The following is a 26,626-nucleotide window of genomic DNA, read 5'->3' on the forward strand; positions in this document are numbered from 1 at the left end:
GAATGCTTCAATCAGTGCTAATAATATTTTTCTTCTATAATATAACATATTGCAAAAGTAAGAAAACTCTCTGCATTTTCATGTTAAATATAGCTTTTTTCTTTTATCACTCTCTATATATACCTATATTTGCACCAACTCAAACAACCACCGCAACACCAAGCAATCCAAAGAATTGCACACGTGGGGTTATTAGTGGGAGAAAGAATAAAGAGCTTGCTAAGATGTTGAGTACGTGAGGAATAGAATTAAGGTTCATCTTCCGTCCGGACCGCCAGAAATAAAAAAGCCTTTGGTTCATTGCGAATCAAAGGCTTTTTTATTTTTCATCCGAGAATCTGTGATTTTGTTGAAAATGGCCCACATCTGCCCGACGATAAACTTTTCCTAATGGCGATTGGCTGGTGTATCACATCTTGCCGAACGAAAAGGAAAGGTATTGTCTCCAATACATATCGGGTGAGACGGAAAAAGATTATAGGGCAGTGAGGCGGGTATAAAATAAAAAAAGACCTGAAAGAAAAATCTTCCAAGTCTTTTTTAGTGGGCAGTGATGGATTCGAACCACCGAAGGCGAAAGCCAGCTGAGTTACAGTCAGCCCCATTTGGCCACTCTGGTAACTGCCCTTTAGAGCCTCTTGTCGGATTCGAACCAACGACCCCGAGATTACAAATCACGTGCTCTGGCCAACTGAGCTAAAGAGGCATTCATTTTTTTGTCAGTGTCAATCTCTCTCGATTGCGGGTGCAAAGGTACGCATTATTTTTAATTATGCAACAGTTTGGTGACATAATGTGTGATATTTTTACAGAAAAAACTCTCCGAGCTCTGTTGGGGACTCGGAGAGGACTTCTTATTTACGTAGGGATATTGTCATTATTTCTTCAAAAGCACCTCATCTATAGCCTTTTTGAAATCAGCCTTTCCCATTGCGCCTTTTGCCATCTGCGGTTGCCCTTCCATCGGGCAGAAAAGGAGGGAAGGAATGCTTCTGATGCCGAAAGAGGCGGCCAGTTCCTCTTCTTTTTCCGTGTCGACCTTATATATGTCGATTTTTCCGGCATACTCTTCCGCTAATTCTTCCAGGATAGGAGCGACCATCTTGCAAGGTCCGCACCAGGTTGCATAGAAATCCACGATGCAAGGCTTGTCGCCCTCATACACCCATTTGTCGGGGCTGGCTTCGTAGTTCGCTACTTTTTTCAGGAATTCCGCTTTTGTCAATTCTTGTACTTTCATATTTATTCTCCTTATTAATTGAGGTTTATATTCTGTTTATTAATTATATAACAAAGTTACGCTATTTATTCCGTTCCATTGTCGTATATTTTTCCCTTATAATTGTCAATATTGCTATATCTGTCGGATATCGGTCATATTGCAAATAAAAAAGCCGTCCGGTAGTTTGCCCGACGGCTTTGGTCTGGAGTTTAAAGGACCTGACAATTAAAATCTTTTGCTAACAGCATCCCAATCAACGATCTTCCACAAAGCATTCAAATGATCGGGACGGCGATTCTGGTAATCCAGGTAGTAGGCATGTTCCCAGACGTCGAATCCCAGGATCGGCTTCAATCCGTGAGCAGCCGGGTTGCTGCCGTTAGCTTCTTTGGTAATTGAAAGTTTTCCGTCTTTATCTTTGGCCAGCCATACCCAGCCTGAGCCGAACAAGCCTGTTCCGGCCGTCACGAATTCTTTCTGGAAGTTCTCGAACGACCCCCAAGTCGCGTCGATCGCCTTGGCAAGAGCGCCGGTCGGTCTGCCGCCGCCATACGGTGAGAATTGGGTGAAATAGAGATTATGATTGAGCGTCTGTCCGGCATTGTTGAAAATAGCGCCGTCGGATTCTGCCACGATCTGTTCCAGCGTCGCGTTTTCGAACTTGGTCCCCTGAATCAGGTTGTTCAGGTTATTTACATACGTCTGTAAATGTTTGCCATGATGAAACTCTATCGTTTCTTTACTTATGACCGGTTCCAGCGCATTGGCTGCATAGGGTAACTGGATTAATTCAAATTTCATAACTTTTTCTTTTTTATCTGTTATTTGACTATCATTACTATTATTTGTTATCAACAATAATAAACTGAGACATAATGTAAGCATGATCCATCTGTTTTATGTTGTTTCTACTATTCTAACATTCCCTGCTTGAAATTTGTTCATTGAATGAAATGCATATTATTATTGCGGGATAGACTTTATCTATGAACGGAATGTACTATCTTCGCCAACCAATTAAAATAAACATAAGAATGACAAAAATTCAGGAGACACTGGCGGCATTGCCGGAAGAAAAAAAAGCTTTATTTGTCCCGGTATTCGGGGATATGGAGATGTTTTATACGACGGTTTATCTGATTGCCCGCAACGAGCATGTGACGGAGCAGGAGAAACCCGACCGTTATGAAGACCGCCTGCAGGTGATCCGCCGGATCCGCAGCAAGGTGGAGAAATTGGTGAGTTCTTTCGGGTTGGACGGTTCGGAGATCGTGGCGGATATCGCCAGCGATTATTTTGAGGATTACGTGAATTACAAGGAACCGGACATCCGGATGACGAATGAGGAGTTTATCAGGATTATTAAGAAGTTGTGATTTATGATGGAGGTTGTCAAAAGAAAATCCTGCTTACAATAGACATAATTTAGGCACGGATTTCACGGATTTACACGGATAAATTTATTCTCTTTCCGTGTAATCCGCGTAATCCGTGCCTTAAAAATCGTGATAAAGGAGTTTTGACACACCTTCATTACAAATTATTTCAGTTTCTCTTCCAGCAGTTTCATATAGTAGCCGCCGACGACAGAACGGGCCTGGAATCCGCGTTGCGTACCGTCGGAAGTGTAATGCCAGTCGCTCAACGGGACGCGTGAGGTCGTTTCGTCGGCGTATTTCCAGACCGGAAGCACAAGCGCTTCGAAATCGGCCGCATTGCCGGTCAGGCAGGCGCTCCACAGGATCCAGTCGGATTTGGTATAATCCTCGCGATTGTCCAGCGGCAGGCCGTATTTGTTTTGTTTGGTCTTATAATAAGCAGTTTCCGCTTCGGCTATTTCCGCAGGGAAAATATTCAGTCCTAACAGGCGGTCCCAAACCAAGTTGTACTTCTGGCTCCATGTGCCGGACTTGTCGAAGGTCAGCTTATAGTGATCTCCGTCTTTTGCCATCGAGATCCATTTTCCGGCCATTTCACGGGCTGTCGCCAGGTAGGAATCCGCTATCTCTTTCTTTCCCAACATCCCGGCCATCTTGCCGTAGCCGGCTATCCCCATGATCGCCTTGATGGACAGGTTGGTGTTGTGGGCGAAATGGCCGGCGAAATCGTCCGTGCATAACTGGTTGTCCGGGTCGAGACCTTCTTTCTTCAGATAATCGGCCCAGGTCGTCAACACATCCCAATGTTTGGCTGCATAATCCGCATTCCCTTCGATTGTCGCGATGGCCGTTGCGAGGATCAGCATATTGCCGGATTCTTCGACCGGCATGTCGCCGCCGTAGGTCTGCCCGTTAGCCTGCGGATAGGTCCCGACATCGTGCGAGGGGAACGGCTTGTTCCATTTGCCGCTTTCGCTGTAGTAGAAGATCGGGTTCATCATGCCTTTCAGGAGTTCGGGGTTATAGCATAAGAAGAGCGGCGCCGAAGGGTAGGTGATATCGACCGTCCCGATCGAGCCGTTGCTGAAATTCTCTTTCGACAGGAATAGCAGGTTACCTTCCTTGTCTGTCACTAACTTATGGGCGGAAATGGCTTGGCGATAGGCCAGGGCGCACAGCTCGGCATATTTTTGTCCGCCGGCGGCCGCCGTTTCCTGCATCAGGCGTCCGTCGAAGTCCGCACACCGTTTCATCATTCCGGCATACTCTTTCTGGCCTTTGGCGAAGGCATCGAAAATGTCCGTCTGCCCGTCGTGCTTCCAGTATGCCATCCGGTTGTCATTGAAATACTGGATCGCGTACAGATCGTCATATCCGATCAACAAGTGCCCTGACACGGTCTTTTCGTTTACCTTGCCCAGGTTGTCGGAGTAGGCGAGGACCGTCATCTGTTTTTCCATATCCGGAGACACATTCTCCGCTTTGCCGGACAGTCTGCCGTCGGCCATGAATGCTTTCTTGGCAGCATAGTATTCGTCGATGGCGACTGTCACGTCCGGAGATTGCGCGGCTGAAAGATAGAAATAGCCCCAGTCGATGCGAAGGTCGTCTCCCTTCTTGCCCAAAACTTCCTGGTCGACAGAGCCGGTCTTCAGATAGACATACCCGTCTTTTTCGATCTTTTCGAAGGTGACAGGCTGGTCTGTCGTGTTGACGGCCCATTGCGGGGTCGCTTCGAGGTATAACCGGACATCATGTGCCCGGCCATCCAACGAACGGGCCTGATACGTGATATAATTGTACGGGGCGGTCATGGCCTCCAAATCGTCCATCAGCATCGGAGCCGTGAAGATCAGATCCAGTTCGACAGGGCCGCATTCGAACGTATAGTACGTTTGTGTCGGCATGACGATGGCCGACTTCTGGACCGCTTTGTCGTCAAACGTATCCCCGCGTTTTACCTTCTTCATGATTCCCATGTCCACATAGGCGCCCCCGCCGTTGTTGCGGCAGTGGGCGGCCAGGATGTTCCCCGTCGGTTTTAACGTGCTGGCCACTTCCTGCGGGATTTCCTTCAGCAGGTCGTAATCCAGCCCGTTGCCGGTCACTGCAACCTGCCTGCCGTTGATGTACAGTTCGATATTGTCGTCGTGCGAATATTGCAGGAACAGATCTTCTTTGTCCGTCCCTTCGGGCCAGTCGAACGAGCGGCGTACCCAGATGTCGCCTTCCTGCCAGGGAGTGGAGCGATACGGATTGTCGTCCGTCCCGAATGCGGCCTTGCCCGTTTTCCAACCTTTCGCCTCGTAATCGACGGCGGTCCATTCCCCTTCCGGCCGGCCGAATGTGTAGGTCGCTTCCCATAAGCCGGAAGCCGCCGTGCCGATAACCGGCGTTACTTCGACTTTGTCCGTTCCCATGAACCGGTATGAAACGCCGTCGACGCGCAGGCTTCCCAACAGCGGGAAGTTACGGCCGGTCCAGTGGCGCACGCTTTCTTCGTTCAGGCGGTCGGCAAACGACCAGGCGCTGGTGTACGGGTCGATCGTTACCAGCGGTGTTGCCGGCGCCCGTAATTCGTTTTTGGCTGTAGGGGCATATACTTCGCTTGCGATACGCGTGTTCGACGAACAAGCGCTCAACAAAGCGGCCGTACAAGCCGACAGCAGCATGATTTGTCTTTTCATTTTGTCTTTTTATTATTGTTGATGATTCTGAATAATTCCCCTTCGGCCGCCCGAAGTTAAAGAGAAAAAACGACAGCCGGAAATTGCAGGGCCCTGCTACCGGCATATTGCAAGATTATTGAAAGCAATTGCATGATTTTTGAAATATCAAAATGTCAATGTTCTCCGTGTAAATCGGATTAGTACCCCATGTTTTTGGAATTAGTAGCAAGGGTAATATTTTTTAACATATCTAATAGGTGGCAATAACGCCTGTTTTTGTGTCGAAATGATATCCGGCTTGTTTTAATGGGATTGAAATAAAATTGAAATAACTTTTTTTGTGCTTCTACTCTATGTATATATGGTAGATAACGCCTACATTTGCCGATTGCAGCAGTGCTGCGGTAAAAAGGGATAAGATTAGTGGTTAAAATTAGGCTTTTTAGGCAAAAATCGATGAGGTACTTTACTAATATTTTGCGTTGGATATCTTCACAGGAACACTTATATTTCTTGTTCGGCTTGCTTTTCATCATTCCGAACTGCGTCTTCCTGTTCACCGAGCCTCTGCCTGTCTCGGTGGGCCTTGCTTCCATCGTCATGCCGTTGGCGTTCTGGATGGGAGTTCTGCTGCTGGCGCGTAAACCCGGAGTGGTGGTCTGGTGTCTGTTGCCGAAGATCATACTGGACGGAGGCCAGCTGGTCTTGTTGTATCTTTTCGGCGAGTCGGTGATAGCGGTGGATATGTTCCTGAACCTGACAAGTTCGAATGCTTCCGAGGCAAGCGAATTATTAGGGAATATTTTTCTTGTCATCGTTTGCGTCTTTTTCTTTTATACGCTTCCTACCTTGTGGCTGGCCACGCGTTCGATCCGCATGAAAGACCGGCTGACCGCCGTGTTCCGCAAGCGGTGGGCGTCCAGAAGCTTGGGGCTTTTCGGAGTGGGGGTGCTGCTCTGTTTCCTGCCTTCTTGGCAAAAGCACAGTTTCTCGCTCAAGAACGATGTCTATCCGGTCAATGCGCTTTATAACCTCTATTTCGCGATTACCAAATCGAACAAGAATGCCAACTATTCCGTTTCTTCCGCCGATTTCAAGTTCAACTCGGTCCGGACGGGACAGGCGGATGGCAAACGGGAGATTTACGTGCTTGTGGTGGGAGAGACTTCGCGGGCAATGGAATGGAGCCTGTACGGATATGAACGCAATACGACCCCGCGGATGAAAGGGCTCGACGGCCTGGTCCATTTTGCGGATGTCGTGACGCAATCCAACAATACGCACAAGAGCGTTCCGATCATCCTGTCTGCCGCCAGCGCGGAGAACTATGGCGTGATTTACGACGAGAAAAGCATCGTCACCGCTTTCAAGGAAGCCGGTTTCCGCACGCTCGTCATCGCCAACCAGAAACTGACCACTTCGATGATCGGGGCTTTCTACCGCGAGGCCGATACGTTTATCGATATGAGCACGTTCAACACCGGGTCGTATCTGACCTCGCTGCACGATGCCGCCCTTTTGCCGTATCTGGAAAAGGAACTGGACAAATCGGACGAGGATATGTTTATCGTCCTCCACACCTACGGATCCCATTTCAATTATCACGAACGTTATCCGGACGAATTCCGGATTTATACGCCGGATAAGGCCGAAGGCATCCGCCAATCCTATAAGAAGGAACTGCGCAATGCCTATGACAACTCGATCTATTATACGGATTATGTCTTGGGAGAAATCGTCGACATGCTGAAAAAGAAGCAGGTCTGTTCGTCGATGCTCTATCTGAGCGATCACGGAGAAGATATTTTCGATGATTCGCGTGCCCGCTACCTGCATGCTTCGCCGATACCGACTTACTATCAGCTCCATATCCCGTATATCATCTGGTTTTCGGACGATTACCGGGAGGTTTTCCCGGAGAAATACCGGACGGCGATGTCTCACGGCGCTTATCCGGTCAGCACGAACAGCGTGTTCCATACGGTATTGGACATCGCCGGTGTCCGAACTTCGGTATCCGATTCCACGCTGGCCCTGACCCATCCCGCTTTTGCCGTGCGCGACCGTATGTTCCTCGGCGACCATGACGAACCGGTCCCGTTCTGGAAGGTCGGGTTGAAGAAAGCGGATTTCATTATGTTGGACAAATGGGAAATGGACTATAAGAAAGACTGATGAGCGCACAGAACGGGCATATTACAAGTAAAGTCATATTGGGGTACTTGTTATTGATCCTGATAGCCGTGTGCTCGGTCGTTTACATCTATAACATCATCGAACGGTTTGCCGGCGAAGACGACCCGAACAACAAGTCGCGCGAGAAAGTCTATCTCGTGACCAACACCTTGTCTTTGTTGTATGAAAGCGAGGCGCTCGGGCAAGTGATCGGACGTCCGCAAGGAGAGATCAACCATTTCAACCGCACGCTGAACAAGGCTTTGCAGAATATGGACTCCCTGCGTTCGCTGGTATCGAATCCGGCGTTGTATCCCAAGATCGACACGATCGACATGCTGATCGAACAGAAGCGACGGAACACGCGCCGCTTGCTGGAAACCTGGCGCGAGACGAACGCGGAGCATCTGTACACCCAAAACATCGAGAAAGTGATCGCCCGGCAAGATACGATGATCCGGCAGGTCGAGATACAGGAACGCGTGATCGTGCACCAGGATTCCGTAAAGACTCCGCAGACCCATAAGCCCCGCGGTTTTTTCCGTCGCCTTGCCGATGTGTTTTCGCCGCCCAAAGCAGATTCGGCCGTTGTCGTGAATACGACCCGCCAGATCGTGACCGACACGCTGGTGAACGCCTTCAACCCGGCAGACACGATCGTGACGGTCCTGAAAAACCTGCAGGACAGCGTGGCCGACCAGCGCAAACAGCTTGTCGACCAGCTCTTGGAACGCGCCGCCAACCTGCGTTATGATAACAGCATCATCACGAGCCGGATCAACCAGATGTTGCGCGATATAGAAGAAGAGGAGATGAACGCGTCGATGGAGCGTGTCGTGAAGAAGCAGGAGGTGCTGCGCGAAACCTCTTATCTCATTGGCGGCATCGCCGTCCTGTCGCTGATCATCGTGGTGGTCTTCATCATCCTGATCACGCGCGATATCTCCAGGAGCCAGTATTACCGGCAGCAACTGGAGAAAGCCAAGCAATATGCCGAAGACCTGCTCCATAGCCGGGAGAAGCTGATGCTGACGATCAGCCACGATATACGGGCGCCGCTCTCGTCCATAATCGGCTATATCGAACTGCTGCTGCGCCGCCATCCGGACGAAAGGCAACGGTATTATTTGGAAAACATGACCGGGTCGGCCGACCATATCCTTTCGTTGGTGAACGGTTTGCTCGATTTTCATCGGTTGGAATCGGGACAGATGGAGATACAGGATGTGCCTTTCAGCGTGCGTACGCTTTTTAACGAAATATACGGGAGCTTCCGTCCGATAGCCGAGGCGAAGGGGCTGGCATTTGTCCTGAATATGAAGGAGGAGGGGATGGATCGCATCTATTCCGGTGATCCGATACGCCTCCGCCAGGTGGTCGGCAACCTATTGTCCAACGCCATCAAGTTCACGCATGAAGGCCGCGTCGTGCTGGTGGTCAAATTGTCAACTGCCGATTCTCGATTGTCAATTGTCGTTTCCGATTCCGGCACGGGGATTCCGGAAGAAGAGCAGGAAAGGATTTTCGGCGAGTTTGCCCGCTTGTCGGGAACCGAAAAGGAAGAAGGTTTCGGGCTCGGACTTTCCATCACCCGCAAGCTGATCGAGCTGATGGGAGGGACCTTGTCGCTAAAGAGTGTTCCGGGGAAGGGAAGCGATTTTACGATTGTCATGCCGTTGCAGGAGTCGGAAGTGCAGACATTGCCTGCCCCGCCATCCGTAGAGGAAGACGAAACGGAGGCCGGGAGCTTCGGAGGACGCGAAATCTTTTGTTTGCTGGTCGACGACGATCCGTTGCAGCTGGCGCTGACGGAAGAGTTTTTGAAACGGAACCATGTGGAGGTCGCCAGTTGCTCGAATCCGTTTGCCGTGGTCGATATTTTGCGCAATAGCTCTTTCGACGCGATCATAACCGATATACAGATGCCGGGCATGGATGGCTACGGCCTGCTCGACGCCATTCGTTCGTCGGGTGTCCCCGGAACGGACACCGTGCCCGTCATCGCGCTCTCGGCCAGTGTGGAAAACGAGCATACCCACTACTTGGAAGCCGGTTTTACCGGCTTCCTGAACAAGCCTTTCACGGCTAAGCAGTTGATCGCCTTGCTGAATAACCTGTTGCAGGCCGATATACAAGCCGAGGTGTCGCCTGAATTCAATTTTGATTCGCTCACCGCTTTTGCCGGCGAAGACAAAGAAGCCTCCGCCTCCATCATCCGGACCTTTGCCGAAGAGACGAACAAGAGCATTTCGTTGCTGCAACAAGCCCTGGAGAAGACCGAACGTGGTCCGGCTGCCAAAATCTCCCATAAGATGATCCCTCTTTTCACCATGTTGGGAGCTTCCGACTTGGTGGCCCAGTTGAGAATCCTTGAGAAGAACGACGAAGCGCTGACAGACGACGGTTGGAAACGGCTCTTATCCGAGGTGATCCGGCTGGCGGGCGTCGTCGTGGGCCGGGCTGTGGAACGGTATCTGTAGAAAAATTCCCCATATATGTCCACGATTCCCCAATCGTGATGTTGCAATAATTAGCCTTCGTAAAACATTATGGTTGACTTATCTGTTAGAATAGAGTGGGTTATAAAAACAGGCCGTGTACCGGACCGGGTTTGGCACGATATTCGCTTCTTCCATAAGTGAGAAGCGGAAGTGGACGTTTCTACATTAAAAAACCGTTTTAAAGTTACTATGTTCGAGTATCTATTTTAAGTCTGCAAACAAAAAGAGCGCCTATAAGGGCGCTTTTTTTGTTTTATATGACTTCTTTGCCTACTTTTGCCCCCGTAAATCATAAATCATAAATTAAAAATCATAAATCATTATCATGGAGCACGGACTTTTGGCTAAGTCGCCTCGTATCGAGGTGGTGGATGCACTACGCGGTTTTGCCGTTATGGCTATTATGTTACTGCACAACATCGAACATTTTAATTTTTATGACTTCCCGCCAGCTTCTTCGGCCTTTATGGAGGCGATGAATAAAGGAATATGGGAAACCTTGTTTTTTCTTTTTTCCGGAAAGGCTTACGCGATTTTCTCCTTGCTGTTCGGGTTCAGTTTCTTCATCCAATATAACAACCAGGCGAAGAAAGGCAAAGACTTCCGCCTGCGTTTCCTGTGGCGGCTTTTCCTTTTGTTCATTATCGGATGTTTCAACGGGGCGTTTTTCCCCGGCGACATATTAGTCCTTTATTCCATAATCGGCGTGGTGCTCGTGATAGTCTGCAAATGGAGCGACCGTGCAGTCCTCATTGCCGCTATTATCCTGATGCTCCAACCGCTCGAACTCGGCAAGTTTTTCTATGCGATGATGAATCCCGACTATGTACCGGCAGCGGGCGTATGGTATGTTCACAGCCAACGCATGTATCCGTTCCTGGCGCAGCCGGATTTCTGGGCGATGGTCAAGTCCAACCTCTGGGACGGCCAGCTGTTCAGCCTGTTGTGGGCGTGGGGGTACGGACGTTTCTTCCAGACTGCCTCTTTGTTCCTGTTGGGGATGCTGATCGGGCGCAGGCAGCTGTTTGTCAACCTGTCCGAACATCGTGTTTTCTGGATGCGGACGCTGGTTATCGGTGCGGTTTGCTTTGTCCCGTTGTATTTCATTACGGCTTCTCTTCCGGATATGATCCCCAATAAGGCGATGCTCACTCCGATGAGCACGGTTGTGTCGTCTTTCCGCAATTTCGCTTTCATGTGCGTGTTAGTTGCTTGTTTCGTCTTTCTGTGGCAACAAGTTTCGACTCATAAAGTGCTGCACGGCTTGGTTCCGTATGGAAAGATGAGTTTGACCAACTATCTGACACAATCCATTATCGGATCGTTCGTTTATTTCGGCTACGGTTTATCGCTCTACAATGTTTTAGGAACGACAGCCAGCTTCGGAGTGGGTGTCCTGCTGTTCGTCCTCCAGTTGGGCTTCTGCCATTGGTGGTTGAAGAGATTCAAGCAGGGTCCGTTCGAAGGGGCATGGAAAAAGGCGACGTGGGCTTTTTCGAAGTAAGAATTAAAAATTAAGAATTAAAAAATGTGGCAAGCGGGATTTCTTAGTTATCTTTGTGTACGAAACAAAAAAGAACGATATGCCGTCTATTCTGATTTTAGAAGATGATATAACATTCTCGTTGATGCTGAAAACCTGGCTGGGGAAGAAAGGGTTCGAGGTCAGTTCGGTATCATCGGTTTCAGATGCACGAAGCCGGATAGAGGATGCCTCTTTCGATTTGATCCTGTCTGATTTGCGTTTGCCGGACGGGGATGGGATCGATCTGTTGAAATGGATAAAAGAAAACAATTTTGCAATTCCCCTGATTATGATGACCAGCTATGCGGAGATACAAACCGCCGTGCAAGCAATCAAGTCGGGGGCGTCCGATTATATCGCCAAACCGTTGAACCCGGAAGAGCTTTTAGGCAAGATCAGGGATGTGATAAAGCCGGAACGCCTTGTGCCTTCGGCCAAACGTCCCGAACCGTCGGGAGGAACGCATGGCCGGTATGTGGAGGGACAAAGCCCGGCAGCCCGCCAGCTCTACGAGCATGTGCGTCTGGTCGCTCCGACGGATATGTCCGTATTGATTACCGGTTCGAGCGGTACGGGGAAAGAGTATGTCGCCCGCCGCATCCACGAACAGAGCAACCGCAAGAAAGCTCCTTTTATAGCCGTTGACTGCGGGGCTATCCCGAAAGACTTGGCCGCATCTGAATTTTTCGGGCATGTGAAAGGTTCGTTTACCGGAGCTATCGATAATAAAGAAGGGGCTTTTGTCGCCGCCCAGGGCGGAACGATCTTTCTGGACGAGATCGGTAACTTGTCCTATGAAGTGCAAGTGCAGCTTCTACGTGCCTTGCAGGAGCGGAAGGTAAAACCGGTCGGCAGCAATCAGGAGATCGCGATCAATGTCCGTCTTATCTCCGCGACGAACGAGAACCTGCGTTCTGCGATCGATAAGGGGGATTTCCGCGAAGATTTATATCATCGTATCAACGAGTTCACAGTCCGCATCCCCGACTTGAAAGAGCGGAAAGAAGACCTTTTGCTGTTTGCCGACAACTTCCTGGACCAGGCCAATATGGAATTGCAGAAAGATATTATCGGTTTTGACAATGAAGTGATCCGGATTTTCCAGTCTTATCCGTGGCCGGGCAACTTGCGCCAGATGAAGAACGCCATCAAGTATGCCACCCTGTTGGCGACCGGCCGCTATATTACCCGCAACGAACTTCCTGAAGAACTGACTGCCGGTCCGGTTTCGGCTCCGGTCAATATCCAGCTGAAAAACGAATCGCACGAATGCGAAATGATCAAACGCGCCCTGCAGGAAGCCGGTAACAATAAGACCAAGGCTGCCCGGTTGTTGGGAATTGACCGTAAAACGCTTTACAATAAGTTGAAGGCGTATGGGATCGCTTGATCGATCTTTCTTACAAGACGGTGTGCGCCGGGTTTTATTAAATAAATATGATTTCTTTTGTTTTTATGGAAAAATGTCTATATTTGCTGCAATCATACACTTAATGCCGAGTGCTGATTTTAAATTATTACGATATGTTCGTTAAATCTTATAGACGACTGTTCAATTGCCTGATTTCTTGACAGGCGGTTTTTCCTTTCCCTTTTGCCGTTCCCAGGCAAGAGTTCTTTCGGTTTGTATGGGTATCTGAAGTCATTGGCTTGCGCCGATGGTTTTATCTCTGTATCATTTTGTCCGGAATTTATCAGATTAAAATAATCGAATAAAAAATTGTCTTTTATATAATATGACTACAATCACAGCTCAACGAGCACCGCACAGTGCATCCAATTTCGCCCCCGCAGTAGAGGCAAATGCTTATGGAATGAATGACCGGATCAAACGTCTTCGCCAAGAAACGTTCGATGCCGAGCCCTCCCTGTCTATTGAACGCGCTTTGATAGAAACTCGTTTCTACAAGGAAAACTACGGAAAATATCCGATTCCGATTCTTCGGGCCATGAATTTTTATGAGATCTGCAAGCAGAAGACGATCTATATCGGCAAAGACGAACTGATCGTGGGCGAACGCGGACCGAAACCGAAATGTGTGCCGACCTTCCCGGAACTGACCTGCCATAGTGTGGAGGACTTGCATGTCTTGAATACGCGTGAATTGCAGCGTTATACGATCGGCCAGGAAGACATCGACACTTATGAACGCGAAGTGATCCCTTACTGGAAAGGGCGCACGCAGCGGGAACGTATCTTCAGCCATGTGCCCCAGGAATGGAAAGATGCCTATGAGGTGGGGATGTTCACCGAATTTATGGAACAACGCGCTCCGGGACATACCGCTTTGGACGGAAAGGTGTATAAGTACGGATTGTTGGATTTGAAGGAACGTATCCGGAAAGAACTGGACGGGCTTGATTTCATGAACGATCCCGAAGCGACCGACAAGCAGGAGGAACTGACCGCCATGTCTATCTCGTGCGACGCCGCCATCCTGTTAGCCGAACGGCATGCGGATCTTGCCGATGAAATGTCGCTGACGGAGAAAGACCCGAAACGGGCGGCCGAGCTGCGCCGTATCGCCGAAGTTTGCCGTTGGGTTCCGGCCCATGCTCCCCGCAACTATTGGGAGGCGATCCAGATGTATTGGTTCGTCCACTTGGGGACGATCACCGAACTGAACGGCTGGGACGCGATGAATCCCGGCCATTTCGACCAGCATCTGGCTCCTTTCTACGAAAAGGGGATTGCCGACGGCACACTGACCCGCGACGAGGCAAAGGAACTGATGTCGTGCTTCTTCATCAAGGTGAACAACCATACGGCTCCTCCCAAAGTCGGCATCACGGCTAAGGAAAGCGGTACATATAACGATTTTACGAACCTGAATATCGGCGGGGTGAAGGCCGATGGCAGCGACGGGGTGAGCGAAGTCTCCTATATCATGCTCGAGACGATCGAAGAACTGCATATCCTGCAACCCGGCAGTGCCATCCATATCAGTGCCCGTACGCCGGAACGTTTCCTGCGGGCCGGTTGCAAGGTGATCCGCCAGGGGCATGGCTATCCCTCTGTCTTCAATCCGGATGTGTATATACAGGAGTTGATGCGCCAGGGAAAATCGTTGCATGATGCACGTGAAGGCGGTTGCAGCGGTTGCATCGAGGTCGGGGCGTTCGGCAAGGAGGCGTATGTGCTGACCGGTTACCTGAATGTGCCGAAGATTTTGGAAGTGACGCTCAACAACGGCGTCGATCCGGTTTCAGGACGTAAGGTCGGACTGGAAACGGGCGATCCGCGCGGTTTCGGCAGCTATGACGAACTGTATGCCGCTTTCATGAAGCAGGTCCGCTATTTTGTGGATATGAAGGTGCGTGTGAGCAACTATATCGACCGCATGTTTGCCAAATATGCGCCGGCCACCTTCCTGTCTCTTTTCATCGACGATTGCATAGCGAAAGGACGGGATTACTACAACTGCGGCCCGCGCTATAACACGACCTATATCCAGTGCACGGGGCTTGGCACGATCACCGACAGCCTGGCGACGCTGAAAAGACATATATTTGAAGACAAACGCTGGTCGATGGATGAACTGCTGAAAGCAATGGCTGATAATTTCGAAGGGGCCGAGGCGATGAGACAGACGATCCTGAACCGCACGCCGTTCTTCGGCAACGATGACGAGTATGCCGACAGCATCGCAGTGAAGGTGTTCGATGATTTGTATGATACGATCGAAGGAAAGCCGAACACGAAAGGCGAATGTTTCCATCTGAATATGCTGTCTACCACCTGTCACGTATATTTCGGCAAGGTGATGGGGGCGACTCCTAACGGACGTTTGGCCGGACGTGCCATCTCGGACGGTACGTCTCCGTCTCATGGCGCCGACACGCACGGACCGTCTGCCGTTATCAAGTCTCTCGGCAAGCTCGACCAGGTGAAGAGTGGCGGAACGTTGCTGAACCAGCGTTTCCTGCCGAGCCTGCTGAAGCGGGAAGAGGATATCTCCAAGCTGTCGTCGTTGATCCGTAGCTATTTTGCTTTGGGCGGGCATCACATCCAGTTCAATATCGTCGATACGGAGACGCTTTATGCCGCCCAGAAATGCCCGGAAGATTATCGCGACCTTCTGGTTCGCGTAGCCGGCTACAGCGATTATTTCAACGACATGAATGCCGATCTGCAGGCGGATGTGATCATGCGGACGGAACAGGAAACGTTTTAATGAATGGACTATTGTCCATTGTCCATTGAAAAAAATGCTGATATTTGATATAAAACGATACGCCATCAACGACGGGCCGGGTATCCGGATCACGATCTTCATGAAAGGATGTCCCCTGTCGTGCGTATGGTGCCATAATCCGGAAGGGGTGTCCAGCCGGAAGCAAAAACTCTATACGAAAAAGAAATGCATCGGTTGCCGGACGTGCGTCGAGGCTTGTCCGCAGCAGGCATTGACGCTCACGCCGGAGGGGATCGTGACGGACGGGGAGCGTTGTACCCTGTGCGGAACCTGTGCCGAGGTGTGTCCAGCTTTGGCGATGGAGATATCCGGCACGGAGTATTCGGCCGATGCCTTGATGAAGGAGATTGAGAAGGAGACCGTTTTCATGGACCGTTCGGAGGGGGGCGTGACGTTTTGCGGAGGAGAACCGTTGTTGCATCCCGGACCTTTGCTGGATTTGTTGCGCCGTTGCGAGGAACAGGGAATCCACCGGGCTGTCGATACGACGCTTTTCGCCCGGCCGGAGATCGTACGCGACGTGATGGACAACTGCGAACTTCTTCTTGTCGATTTGAAGCATATGGATTCGGCCAAGCATAAGAAGTATTGCGGTGTCCCGAACGAATTGATCCTTTCCAATCTTCGGATGGTTGCAGAAGCCGGGCACGATTTCTATCTTCGTATTCCCTTGATCGAAGGCGTGAATGCCGATGAAGAAAATATAACGCGCAGTGCTGCTTTCCTGGCTTCGTTGCCGTGGGAACACCGGACTGTAAACCTGCTTTTGTATCATGACATAGGCAAGGGCAAGCATGAAAAGCTGGGTACGGTCTACAATCCGGATCAATATGCTTTCGCTGCCCCTTCGGACGAGACGGTCGGACGTTGCCGGAAGATATTCGCCGGTTACGGGATCGAAACGACGATCGGGGGATAGTTTTTAAAGGTATGATAACAACCTCCAGGACAAAACGGGATTTTGACACACCCCTTTTTGAGTTAGAGATGGTATGAAACCGTGGCCATGAAATGGAATGGTTTAGCCAATCGGGTTGTGTATTCAAAGTATTTTTTGTTGAACAGGTTGTAGGCATTGAATCCCAGTGTAACCTGCCGGTTGATCGTATAAAAGATGCCTGCGTCGACTATGTAGCGTGCCGGTTCGTACACATCGTTTTTGACATCGCTGTAGATACGGTCGGTGAAAGTCCCGCTCAAATGGAAAGAGAGGTTTTTCAGCACACCTTTAGGTATCGTGTAATCGGCATACGTGTAGAACGTAGTGCGGGGTACACCGGTGGCACGAAGGTTGATCGATCCGTCTTCGTTATAAGTCACCCAGTCGGCGTCGGCAGGAATCCAGTCGAGGTTGCTGGCAATCGTCCGCTTGTCCGACCAACCCATACCGCCAACGATTTCCAGTGTGGAAACAGGACGGAACGTCAGATCCAGGTCAAAACCTTTCGAAACTTCGCGGCCGATTTGCGCCCGAACGCCTTTTTCTTCTACCGCCCCGTTGTTTTCGATCGTTTTGTTGCCGATGTTTTTTACAACGTTGTGTTTACGGATGTAGAATACGCTACCGTTCAATTCCAACATACGGTTCAGTTCGTAACGTGCTCCGAGTTCGAGCTGGTAACCTTTCTCTGGTTTGAATACTTCACCATCCGATTTGTCGGGATTGAATTCTTTTCCGTTCTTGTCGAGGTAAATATAGTTGGCATTGTAAGTCGTATTGTTCGGCTTGAAGAAAGAGGCTGCCGAAGCATAGACGGAAACTTCCGGTATGGGCAGATAAACAAGGCCGGCGCGGTAGGTCACAGCGTTGTTTTTAATGCTTGTCCAGTCCGTACGGTTCTTTTCGTCGTAGTGCTGGCGTCCGTCGTTGATGGTTGCCGTCGCTTTTTTATAACGGTAATTGTCGTAACGCAATCCGAACATCCCTTTCCATTGATCGTTGACCTCGATGACGTCGTGAAGGTAGAAACCGTTGGTCTGGTAACGGCTGATGGAGGCTGCCGAAACCTTGCTGTCCCACCAGTCGCGCACGTAATGCGGATTCTGGACCGGGAGCATCGCGTTAAGGCCCGGACCGTAAACGGTTGATCGTATAAAAGATGCCTGCGTCGACTATGTAGCGTGCCGGTTCGTACACATCGTTTTTGACATCGCTGTAGATACGGTCGGTGAAAGTCCCGCTCAAATGGAAAGAGAGGTTTTTCAGCACACCTTTAGGTATCGTGTAATCGGCATACGTGTAGAACGTAGTGCGGGGTACACCGGTGGCACGAAGGTTGATCGATCCGTCTTCGTTATAAGTCACCCAGTCGGCGTCGGCAGGAATCCAGTCGAGGTTGCTGGCAATCGTCCGCTTGTCCGACCAACCCATACCGCCAACGATTTCCAGTGTGGAAACAGGACGGAACGTCAGATCCAGGTCAAAACCTTTCGAAACTTCGCGGCCGATTTGCGCCCGAACGCCTTTTTCTTCTACCGCCCCGTTGTTTTCGATCGTTTTGTTGCCGATGTTTTTTACAACGTTGTGTTTACGGATGTAGAATACGCTACCGTTCAATTCCAACATACGGTTCAGTTCGTAACGTGCTCCGAGTTCGAGCTGGTAACCTTTCTCTGGTTTGAATACTTCACCATCCGATTTGTCGGGATTGAATTCTTTTCCGTTCTTGTCGAGGTAAATATAGTTGGCATTGTAAGTCGTATTGTTCGGCTTGAAGAAAGAGGCTGCCGAAGCATAGACGGAAACTTCCGGTATGGGCAGATAAACAAGGCCGGCGCGGTAGGTCACAGCGTTGTTTTTAATGCTTGTCCAGTCCGTACGGTTCTTTTCGTCGTAGTGCTGGCGTCCGTCGTTGATGGTTGCCGTCGCTTTTTTATAACGGTAATTGTCGTAACGCAATCCGAACATCCCTTTCCATTGATCGTTGACCTCGATGACGTCGTGAAGGTAGAAACCGTTGGTCTGGTAACGGCTGATGGAGGCTGCCGAAACCTTGCTGTCCCACCAGTCGCGCACGTAATGCGGATTCTGGACCGGGAGCATCGCGTTAAGGCCCGGACCGTAAACGTCGCCATCCTTATATCCTGTGTAATTGGTATAGTCGAAGAACGAATAGTTCCAGCCAGCCGTGTAATATAGATCATGACGATCCCGGAAGCAAACCAGAGGAAAAACAAGATACTGAGCGGCAGGCCCAATATCTTGTGTAGATTCTTTAGTAGTTTTGTAAACATGTCTTATTCATATTTTTCTTTACCCTTGGCATAATCCTTTTTCTTCTTGACTATGTCCAGATATTTGTGGGTAGCGTTGAAGCGGGCATGTTCCACGAATATATTCTGGATAGCCGGATTTTGTCCGAGTCCTTCCATGAAGACCGTTACTTCGTATCCCTGTTTCTCAAGTTCGTCCTTCCAATCTCCGGCAATATCATTCTTGGCATGTTCGCCGGCAACGAACATGAAAGGCATTAGCCTGACTTTTTTGTATCCTCCCTTTTTTATCTGGTTCAATGCGTCGTCGAAAGAAGGATAACCTTCGATTGTCCCGACTACGTAGTTGCCGAATCCTTTAGCTTTCAACATATAATCCATCATGGCATATTGTGCCGTGGTAGGCGTGTAAGTGCCGTGTCCGACCAGCAAGACGGCGCCGTCCCGGATTCCATTAGGCGTGATCGCGGCTATGGTGGCTTCATAATCTTCCGGAGTGAAAAGGAGTGGAGTGCCGATGCGTATTTCCTTGAAACCCTTTTCCTGTGAGGTTACGTCTTTGCGTAGGGATTCCATCTCGATCCCTTCGATGATGTTGGACGATTGAATCAATACATGGGTATATCCTTCGGCCTTCAGCCTGGCGAGCGCCTCTTCCGGATTTGATTTATGTATGCCGCGTGTTTTCAGGCGGAAAGCGATGATACGGGAAGTCCAGGCTTCGCGGACTTCGATACCAGGAAAAGCATCAGCCATCTTTTTGTTGATGGCGTCGATAGTTAGGGCACGCGTGTCGTCGTGAGTCGTTCCGAAATGTACGACCAGTACGGCTGCTTTATCACCCGTTTGCATGGAGGCAAACATATCCGATTCGACAAAATTACCTTCTGCCTGTATGGATTGCATGAAGATGCAAAACAGGAAAGATAGCAGGTTGATTAATTTGTTCTTGTTCATAAGCAATTAATTTATTATTAAATAGATATAGACATGCTAAGAGAACAACCCGCAAAAAGGGCTGCCTGCCAACATTTCTTTTTTCTGAAAAAAGTTTGTCTTATGTATGTGTCAATAGCTTTCCTGGCCCCGGGAGAGTTATTATTGTCTTGCCTGGCAGGTTTCCTGACTCAGCCTTTTCGGAAAGCGGCCTTCCCATCCTTCCGGATAGTGGCATGGAGATTGCTTTCTTCTTCAATATGGCTTTACAGTAGCGGGCACTGTTCCGGATTTTCACCGGATTCCCTTTTATACAATTGCCGGATGGCAGTTATATCACCTAAGCGGGGGCAAAGATATATATTTATTTAGAAATGTCAATTATAAATTTAACTCTGCTTTCGTTTGGTTTAACACAACAACTCTTTCCCCTGTCGTGTTTCATTATCAATTTTATTAACGCCAAAAAAAATAGATATATGGAATGGTTTGCCAATTTGCTCCGGCATTACCCGGAGCTTGCCATCTTTCTCACGCTGGCTTTCGGTTTCTGGATCGGTAAATTCAAGATTAAAAAGTTCACGTTAGGAACGGTAACCAGCGTCTTGCTGGTCGGTGTGTTGATCGGGCAATTGCATATCGATATCGGAGCTCCGTTGAAATCGGTATTTTTTCTGATGTTCTTGTTTGCCGTAGGGTATAGTGTCGGTCCGCAATTCTTCCGGGGATTGAAAAAGGAGGGATTGCCACAGGTTTTGTTTGCCGTCGTGATGTGCCTGTTCTGTTTGCTGGCCCCGTTTGTGCTGGCGAAGATCATGGGCTATTCTGCCGGAGAGGCTGCCGGCCTGCTGGCGGGTTCACAGACGATATCCGCCGTACTCGGTGTGGCCGAAGATACGATCAACCAGTTGGGCATACCGGCGGCAGATAAAACGGACATGATCAATGTCATGCCGGTTGCCTATGCCGTCTCTTATATTTTCGGTACGGCCGGATCCGCCTGGATCATGAGCGACATCGCTCCCCGTCTGTTGGGAGGGATCGAATCGGTCAAGAAAGCCTGTCGCGAGCTGGAAGCCAAAATGGGTTCGGATGACGAAAGCGAACAACCGGGCTTCATGCCTGCCGCCCGTCCGATCACGTTCCGCGCCTACAAGATCAGCAACGACTGGTTCGGGGCGGGAAAGACCGTGAAGGAGTTGGAAGATTATCTGGAGGGACAGGGAAGACGCCTCTTCGTCGAGCGGGTCCGTATCGATGGTGTGATCCGGGATGCGAAACCCGACCGGATGCTCTTGAAAGGAAACGAAGTCGTGCTCAGCGGCCGACGTGAATTTGTGATCGGAGAGGAGGACTGGATCGGCGATGAAGTCAATGATATCGAGTTGCTGGACTTTCCGGCCGAAACTCTGCCCGTATTGATTTCCCGCAAGAAATATGCAGGCATGACAGTCGCCAAACTGCGTAAACTGCCGGTTATGCACGGTGTCAGTATCAAGAGCATCAAACGTGCCGGCATCAACATACCGGTTTTGGCCGCCACGGTGATCGATCCCGGCGATATGCTGGAACTGGTCGGTACGAAATTGGAGGTGAATGCGGCAGCCGATACGTTAGGCTATGCCGACCGCCCGACCAACCAGACGGATATGATTTTCGTCGGCCTTGGAATCTTCCTCGGTGGCGTCGTGGGAGCTTTGGCGATCCATTTAGGAGGTGTACCCATCAGCTTGAGCACGAGTGGCGGGGCATTGATCGCCGGATTGGTCTTCGGCTGGTTGCGTTCGAAGCATCCGACTTTCGGACGAATTCCGGAACCATCCCTTTGGGTGTTGAACAACGTCGGGTTGAACATGTTCATCGCCGTTGTCGGCATTACGGCCGGACCGAGCTTTGTCACCGGCCTGAAGGAGGTCGGCGTCAGCCTCTTCTTTATCGGTGCGTTGGCTACCGCTATCCCGCTGATCGTCGGTGTGCTATTGGGAAGATATGTCTTTAAGTTCCACCCGGCCATTACGTTGGGTTGTACATCCGGAGCGCGTACGACCACAGCCGCTTTAGGTGCTGTAGAAGATGCCGTGGAGAGCCAGACACCCGCATTAGGCTACACGGTGACATACGCGGTCGGTAATACCCTGCTGATCATCTGGGGAGTCGTGATCGTCCTCTTGATGACCTGAATGATAGAAGGCATGCCCCTAAACATGCTTTCCGGAAACAGATCGTTTATCAACTCATTATATTCAATTAAGTTATTTCTCTATGAAACACAAAATCACTCGTGAATACGAAAAGAAAATGTCAGAGATCAGTCCCTTCGAACTGAAAAATATCCTGATAGACCTTGCGGACGAAAGCGCCCGCAAGAGTACGCATATCATGCTGAACGCAGGACGCGGCAATCCGAACTGGATCAGTACCGTACCCCGCGAAGCCTTTTTCCTGCTCGGCCAGTTCGGACTGGAAGAATGTGCCCGTTCTTCCGAATATGCCGAGGAGATGGTCGGACTGGCCGGCATCCCCGAAAAGAAACGTATCGCCACCCGTTTCACGCAATTCCTGACGAAACACGCCGGTTCTCCCGGCATGGCGCTGCTGAAGGATACCTACGATTACCTTGTGAACGAGAAAGGCGTCGATGAGAACGACCTCGTACACGAATGGGCGGAAGGCGTCATCGGAGACCAGTATCCCGTTCCGGACCGCATCCTGAAATATACGGAAGTACTGGTCGAAGACTACCTGAAGCAGGAGTTGTGCGACAACCGCCCGCCCAAAGGGAAGTTCGATCTCTTCGCCACCGAAGGGGGAACAGCCGCGATGTGCTATATATTCGATTCCCTGCAACAAAATTTCCTTCTCGACAAAGGCGACAAGATCGTCCTGTTTGCCCCGGTGTTCACTCCTTATATAGAGATACCGGAACAAGCCCGCTACTTATTCGATGTAACCGAAATCCACGCTTGTAAAATGACAAAAGACGGCTATCATACCTGGCAGTACAAGGAAAAAGACCTGGACATCCTGAAAGACCCGTCTGTCAAGGCCGCCTTTATCGTCAATCCGAGCAACCCGCCATCGTACGGCCTGACAGACGGTCTGATGGAGCGTATCGTGGATATCGTGCGCAATGACAATCCGAACCTGATGATCATTACCGACGATGTTTATGCGACTTACATTCCCCATTTCCGTTCGATCATGGCGGAATTGCCGGAGAACACCCTCTGCGTCTATTCCTTCTCCAAATATTTCGGAGCGACCGGCTGGCGCCTGGCTGTTGTCGCGCTGCACGAAGATAATATATACGACCGGATGCTGAAGGAGCTGCCGGACGGGCAGAAAGAGCAGTTGGACAAACGCTATAGCAGTATTTCGCTCCATCCGGAGGAAATCCGTTTCATCGACCGCATGGTTGCCGACAGCCGCCAGGTCGCCCTGAACCATACCGCCGGTCTTTCGCTGCCGCAACAGACGCAAATGGCGCTCTTTGCCTCCTTCTCCCTGCTGGACCGCGAGAATGCCTATAAGACGAAGATGCAGCAGATCATTCACGACCGCCTCCATACGCTTTGGGAAAGTACCGGTTTCACATTGCTCGACGATCCGTTGCGTGCCGGCTACTACAGCGAAATCGATATGCTGGTCTGGGCAAAGAAGTTTTACGGGGATGATTTCGTTGCCTACCTGCAGGAAAACTACGAGCCGGTAGACGTCGTGTTCCGCCTGGCGCAGGAAACTTCGCTGGTATTGCTCAACGGCGGCGGGTTCGATGCGCCGGAGTGGTCCATCCGCTGTTCGCTTGCCAATCTGAAACGTGAAGATTATGTCCGTATCGGGGAGGGGATCGCCTCCATCCTGCACAGCTATGCGGACAAATGGAAAGAATCGTTGAAGAAATAAATAAAGCCTTTGAACAAAACGGGCTCCCGCTACGTTCTATTATTGGACGCAGTGGGAGCCCGTTCTCATAGATACCCTTTATCAATCAATAGAAATTATTGAATAAAAGGTGTTTATATAAACACTACTTTTGTTAAAAGTAAGAAATGAGATAACAAATAGTATGGTGTCTTAAATATTACACGATGGGTGGTTACGAACCGGTATATTTGTATGAAACATGAATGAAATTGCTAACTAATAAAAAGAATAGATATGGTGTACGACATTGACATGCTGAGAAGCTTTTATTCTAATTTCCCGAAGCGGGTGGATGCAGCCCGCAAACACGTCGGCCGTCCGTTGACCCTGGCCGAAAAAATCTTATATGCACATTTGTATGACGAATCGGACATCCGTCCTTTCCGCCGGGGCGAAGATTATGTGAATTTCCGCCCCGACCGTGTCGCGATGCAGGATGCGACCGCTCAGATGGCGTTGCTCCAGTTCATGAACGCAGGAAAAAACAAATCGGCCGTTCCCGCCACCGTGCACTGCGATCACCTGATCCAGGCGAATATGGGAGCCAAGACAGATATCGCAACGGCTACGCAGAGCAACAGCGAGGTCTACGATTTCCTGAAATCCGTTTCCGACAAGTACGGTATCGGCTTCTGGAAACCGGGAGCCGGCATTATCCATCAGGTGGTGCTTGAGAACTACGCTTTTCCCGGCGGCATGATGGTCGGCACGGACTCGCATACGCCAAATGCGGGCGGTCTGGGTATGATCGCCATCGGTGTAGGCGGCGCTGACGCTGTCGATGTGATGACCGGCATGGAATGGGAACTGAAGATGCCGAAACTGATCGGTGTGAAACTGACCGGCAGCCTGAGCGGATGGGCCTCCCCGAAGGACGTGATCCTGAAACTGGCCGGAATCCTCACCGTGAAGGGAGGAACGAATGCCATCATCGAATATTTCGGCCCGGGGGCCGCGTCCTTGTCGGCGACAGGGAAAGCGACGATCTGTAACATGGGAGCCGAAGTAGGCGCCACGACTTCCCTTTTCCCGTTCGATCTGAACATGGCCGCTTACCTGCGTGCCACCGGACGCGATAGTGTTGCCGAGTGGGCGACAGCCATCTCCGATTATCTGGAAGCCGATATGGATGTACGGGCACAGCCGGATTCTTTCTACGACCGCGTGATCGTCATCAACCTGTCCGAACTGGAACCGCATATCAACGGCCCGTTCACACCGGATGCGGCAACGCCTATTTCCGAATTTGCCGCCAAAGTGAAGGAGAACGGTTGGCCTCGTAAGATGGAAGTCGGACTGATCGGTTCCTGCACGAACTCGTCCTACCAGGACTTGAGCCGTGCCGCTTCGATCGCCCGCCAGGCAGCCGAAGACAAGATACCGGTGGAAGCCCCGCTGATTATCAATCCCGGCTCCGAACAAATCCGCTATACGGCCGAACGGGACGGTATCCTCGGCGATTTCGAGAAAATCGGCGCGACGATTATGGCCAATGCCTGCGGTCCGTGTATCGGGCAGTGGAAACGGCATACCGATGACAATACGCGCAAAAACTCCATCGTCACCTCCTTTAACCGTAATTTCGCCAAACGGGCAGACGGCAACCCGAACACGCATGCCTTTGTCGCTTCCCCGGAACTGACGCTCGCGCTGACCATCGCCGGAGACCTTTGTTTCAACCCGCTGACCGATACGCTGAAGACCGCCGACGGCCGCGAAGTGAAACTGAAAGAACCGGAAGGCACCGACTTCCCGCCGAAAGGATTCGAAGTGAAAGACAACGGGTATGTAGCCCCGACAGGCAAAGATGCCGGGGGAGTGATCGATCCCGGATCCAACCGCTTGCAGGAGCTGAAACCTTTTGCTCCCTGGGACGGCAAAGACCTGATCGAAATGCCGCTGTTGCTGAAGGCCGAAGGCAAATGCACGACCGACCATATCTCGATGGCTGGTCCCTGGCTCCGTTTCCGCGGCCATCTGGAGAATATTTCGGACAATATGCTGATGGGCGCCGTGAATGCTTTCAACGGCAAGACCAACAGCGTGCTGAACCAGCTGAACGGCGAGTATGAGGCAGTGTCGGCCGTCGCTAAACAGTATAAGGCAAAGGGAATTTCATCTATCGTCGTCGCGGAAGAAAACTACGGCGAGGGATCGTCCCGCGAACATGCCGCTATGGAACCCCGTTTCCTGAATGTAAAAGTGATCCTGGCCAAGAGTTTCGCCCGCATCCATGAAACGAACCTGAAAAAGCAGGGTATGCTTGCCCTCACTTTCGCCGATAAGGATGATTATAAGAAAGTGCGTGAAGAAGACAAGATCTCGATCATCGGCCTGAAGGAGTTCGCCCCCGGAAAGCCGCTGACGGCAATCCTTTACCATGCCGACGGCACGGAAGAATCGTTCGCCGTGAATCATACCTATAATGAGTTGCAGATAAAATGGTTTAAAGCGGGCGCGGCATTGAATACTTTATTACTTTTCCCTTGATGGAAAAGTAACCAAAAGATCAAGGCCGAACCTGCTTCGCTACTCCGTTCCCTCCGTTCGCTGTCGCGTCTGAAACTCGCTTCGCTCAAACAGCAGACGCTCCGGACGCTCACTGCGGTCTCTGCGCTTAACGCTCATCAGCTTAGGCCGGAAATAGAGCCTGACGGCTCTTTGGAGATGGCCGATACCGCCTGCCATATAGGTGTCGGTATCGGCCATCCCAAGAGAAAGCGGAGCTTTCTTGGAAAGGCCTAAGCGGACGGGCGTCAAGCGGAGGGTAAAGGCGAAGCGGCAGGAGCCTGCGCTGTCTGAGCGAAGCGAGTTTCGCAGGCGACAGCGGAGCCTTTGCCCGGAGTAGGCCGGACGGTTAAGCCTTGATCTTTTGGTTACTTTTCC

General features: G+C 50.6%; 17 protein-coding genes, 2 tRNA genes and 1 riboswitch. Of the genes, 11 read left to right on the forward strand and 8 right to left on the reverse strand.

What is annotated here, in order from left to right; translation table 11 throughout:
• On the forward strand, nt 1-239 hold a 239-nt coding region (locus ACW6QF_RS15855), incomplete at its 5' end, for a hypothetical protein (protein WP_456088526.1).
• A 305-nt stretch (nt 240-544) separates the two neighbouring features.
• Here ACW6QF_RS15855 and ACW6QF_RS15860 read toward each other — a convergent pair.
• From ACW6QF_RS15860 to ACW6QF_RS15875, 4 genes are all read right to left on the reverse strand, one after another.
• A tRNA-Tyr gene (locus ACW6QF_RS15860) sits at nt 545-627 on the reverse strand.
• Nucleotides 628-632: 5 nt separating this feature from the next.
• A tRNA-Thr gene (locus ACW6QF_RS15865) sits at nt 633-706 on the reverse strand.
• A 171-nt stretch (nt 707-877) separates the two neighbouring features.
• A complete protein-coding gene (gene trxA, locus ACW6QF_RS15870) occupies nt 878-1,240 on the reverse strand; it encodes a thioredoxin (protein ID WP_298548374.1) in 363 nt (120 codons plus the stop codon).
• A 207-nt stretch (nt 1,241-1,447) separates the two neighbouring features.
• Nucleotides 1,448-2,023, reverse strand: a complete 576-nt coding sequence (locus tag ACW6QF_RS15875) for a superoxide dismutase (RefSeq protein ID WP_298548372.1) — start codon at nt 2,021-2,023, stop codon at nt 1,448-1,450.
• Nucleotides 2,024-2,256: 233 nt separating this feature from the next.
• On the opposite strand from ACW6QF_RS15875, the gene ACW6QF_RS15880 reads away from it, so the two are divergent.
• Nucleotides 2,257-2,598, forward strand: a complete 342-nt coding sequence (locus ACW6QF_RS15880; protein WP_298548369.1) for a hypothetical protein — start codon at nt 2,257-2,259, stop codon at nt 2,596-2,598.
• Nucleotides 2,599-2,762: 164 nt separating this feature from the next.
• On the opposite strand, the gene ACW6QF_RS15885 is transcribed toward ACW6QF_RS15880, so the two are convergent.
• Complete coding sequence (locus tag ACW6QF_RS15885) at nt 2,763-5,288, reverse strand: glutaminase domain-containing protein (protein WP_456088527.1); 2,526 nt, start codon at nt 5,286-5,288, stop codon at nt 2,763-2,765.
• A gap of 438 nt (nt 5,289-5,726) precedes the next feature.
• Between ACW6QF_RS15885 and ACW6QF_RS15890 the strand changes: the two genes are divergently transcribed.
• The 6 genes from ACW6QF_RS15890 to ACW6QF_RS15915 all read left to right on the forward strand — a co-directional run bounded on the left by ACW6QF_RS15890 (nt 5,727) and on the right by ACW6QF_RS15915 (nt 16,586).
• Nucleotides 5,727-7,445 (forward strand): phosphoethanolamine transferase, encoded by a 1,719-nt coding sequence (locus tag ACW6QF_RS15890; RefSeq protein ID WP_298548364.1) that lies wholly within the window; start codon nt 5,727-5,729, stop codon nt 7,443-7,445.
• Complete coding sequence (locus ACW6QF_RS15895; RefSeq protein WP_456088528.1) at nt 7,445-9,925, forward strand: ATP-binding response regulator; 2,481 nt, start codon at nt 7,445-7,447, stop codon at nt 9,923-9,925. Before ACW6QF_RS15890 ends, ACW6QF_RS15895 begins: the two co-directional genes overlap by 1 nt.
• A 346-nt stretch (nt 9,926-10,271) precedes the next feature.
• Entirely contained in the window at nt 10,272-11,450 is a 1,179-nt protein-coding gene (locus ACW6QF_RS15900) for a DUF418 domain-containing protein (protein WP_456088529.1), read from the forward strand.
• 79 nt (nt 11,451-11,529) lie between these two features.
• A complete protein-coding gene (locus tag ACW6QF_RS15905) occupies nt 11,530-12,861 on the forward strand; it encodes a sigma-54-dependent transcriptional regulator (RefSeq protein WP_298548358.1) in 1,332 nt (443 codons plus the stop codon).
• A gap of 346 nt (nt 12,862-13,207) precedes the next feature.
• A complete protein-coding gene (gene hypD / locus ACW6QF_RS15910) occupies nt 13,208-15,646 on the forward strand; it encodes a trans-4-hydroxy-L-proline dehydratase (RefSeq protein WP_456088530.1) in 2,439 nt (812 codons plus the stop codon).
• A gap of 34 nt (nt 15,647-15,680) precedes the next feature.
• A complete protein-coding gene (locus ACW6QF_RS15915; protein ID WP_456088531.1) occupies nt 15,681-16,586 on the forward strand; it encodes a glycyl-radical enzyme activating protein in 906 nt (301 codons plus the stop codon).
• Between the two features lie 62 nt (nt 16,587-16,648).
• Here the strand turns inward: ACW6QF_RS15915 and ACW6QF_RS15920 are convergent, their stop codons facing one another.
• The 3 genes from ACW6QF_RS15920 to ACW6QF_RS15930 are packed head-to-tail and all read right to left on the reverse strand — an operon-like array spanning nt 16,649 to nt 19,837.
• The gene (locus ACW6QF_RS15920) at nt 16,649-17,725 is read right to left on the reverse strand and encodes a TonB-dependent siderophore receptor (protein WP_456088532.1); all 1,077 of its coding nucleotides are present in this window, start codon (nt 17,723-17,725) and stop codon (nt 16,649-16,651) included.
• 4 nt (nt 17,726-17,729) lie between these two features.
• Nucleotides 17,730-18,908: a TonB-dependent receptor domain-containing protein gene (locus ACW6QF_RS15925; RefSeq protein ID WP_456088553.1), complete on the reverse strand. Its 1,179-nt coding sequence runs from the start codon at nt 18,906-18,908 to the stop codon at nt 17,730-17,732.
• Nucleotides 18,905-19,837, reverse strand: a complete 933-nt coding sequence (locus ACW6QF_RS15930) for a sirohydrochlorin cobaltochelatase (RefSeq protein WP_456088533.1) — start codon at nt 19,835-19,837, stop codon at nt 18,905-18,907. The genes ACW6QF_RS15925 and ACW6QF_RS15930 overlap by 4 nt, the downstream gene beginning before the upstream one ends.
• 138 nt (nt 19,838-19,975) lie before the next feature.
• Nucleotides 19,976-20,175, reverse strand: a riboswitch (cobalamin riboswitch).
• A gap of 120 nt (nt 20,176-20,295) precedes the next feature.
• On the opposite strand from ACW6QF_RS15930, the gene aspT reads away from it, so the two are divergent.
• The 3 genes from aspT to ACW6QF_RS15945 all read left to right on the forward strand — a co-directional run bounded on the left by aspT (nt 20,296) and on the right by ACW6QF_RS15945 (nt 26,230).
• Nucleotides 20,296-21,996: an aspartate-alanine antiporter gene (gene aspT, locus ACW6QF_RS15935; protein ID WP_456088534.1), complete on the forward strand. Its 1,701-nt coding sequence runs from the start codon at nt 20,296-20,298 to the stop codon at nt 21,994-21,996.
• Between the two features lie 82 nt (nt 21,997-22,078).
• Entirely contained in the window at nt 22,079-23,719 is a 1,641-nt protein-coding gene (locus ACW6QF_RS15940; protein ID WP_456088535.1) for a bifunctional aspartate transaminase/aspartate 4-decarboxylase, read from the forward strand.
• A gap of 255 nt (nt 23,720-23,974) precedes the next feature.
• On the forward strand, nt 23,975-26,230 hold the full coding sequence (locus ACW6QF_RS15945) for an aconitate hydratase (RefSeq protein ID WP_456088536.1): 2,256 nt from the start codon (nt 23,975-23,977) through the stop codon (nt 26,228-26,230).
• Nucleotides 26,231-26,626 lie beyond the last annotated feature (396 nt).

It is taken from the genome of Parabacteroides sp., from assembly GCF_977054455.1.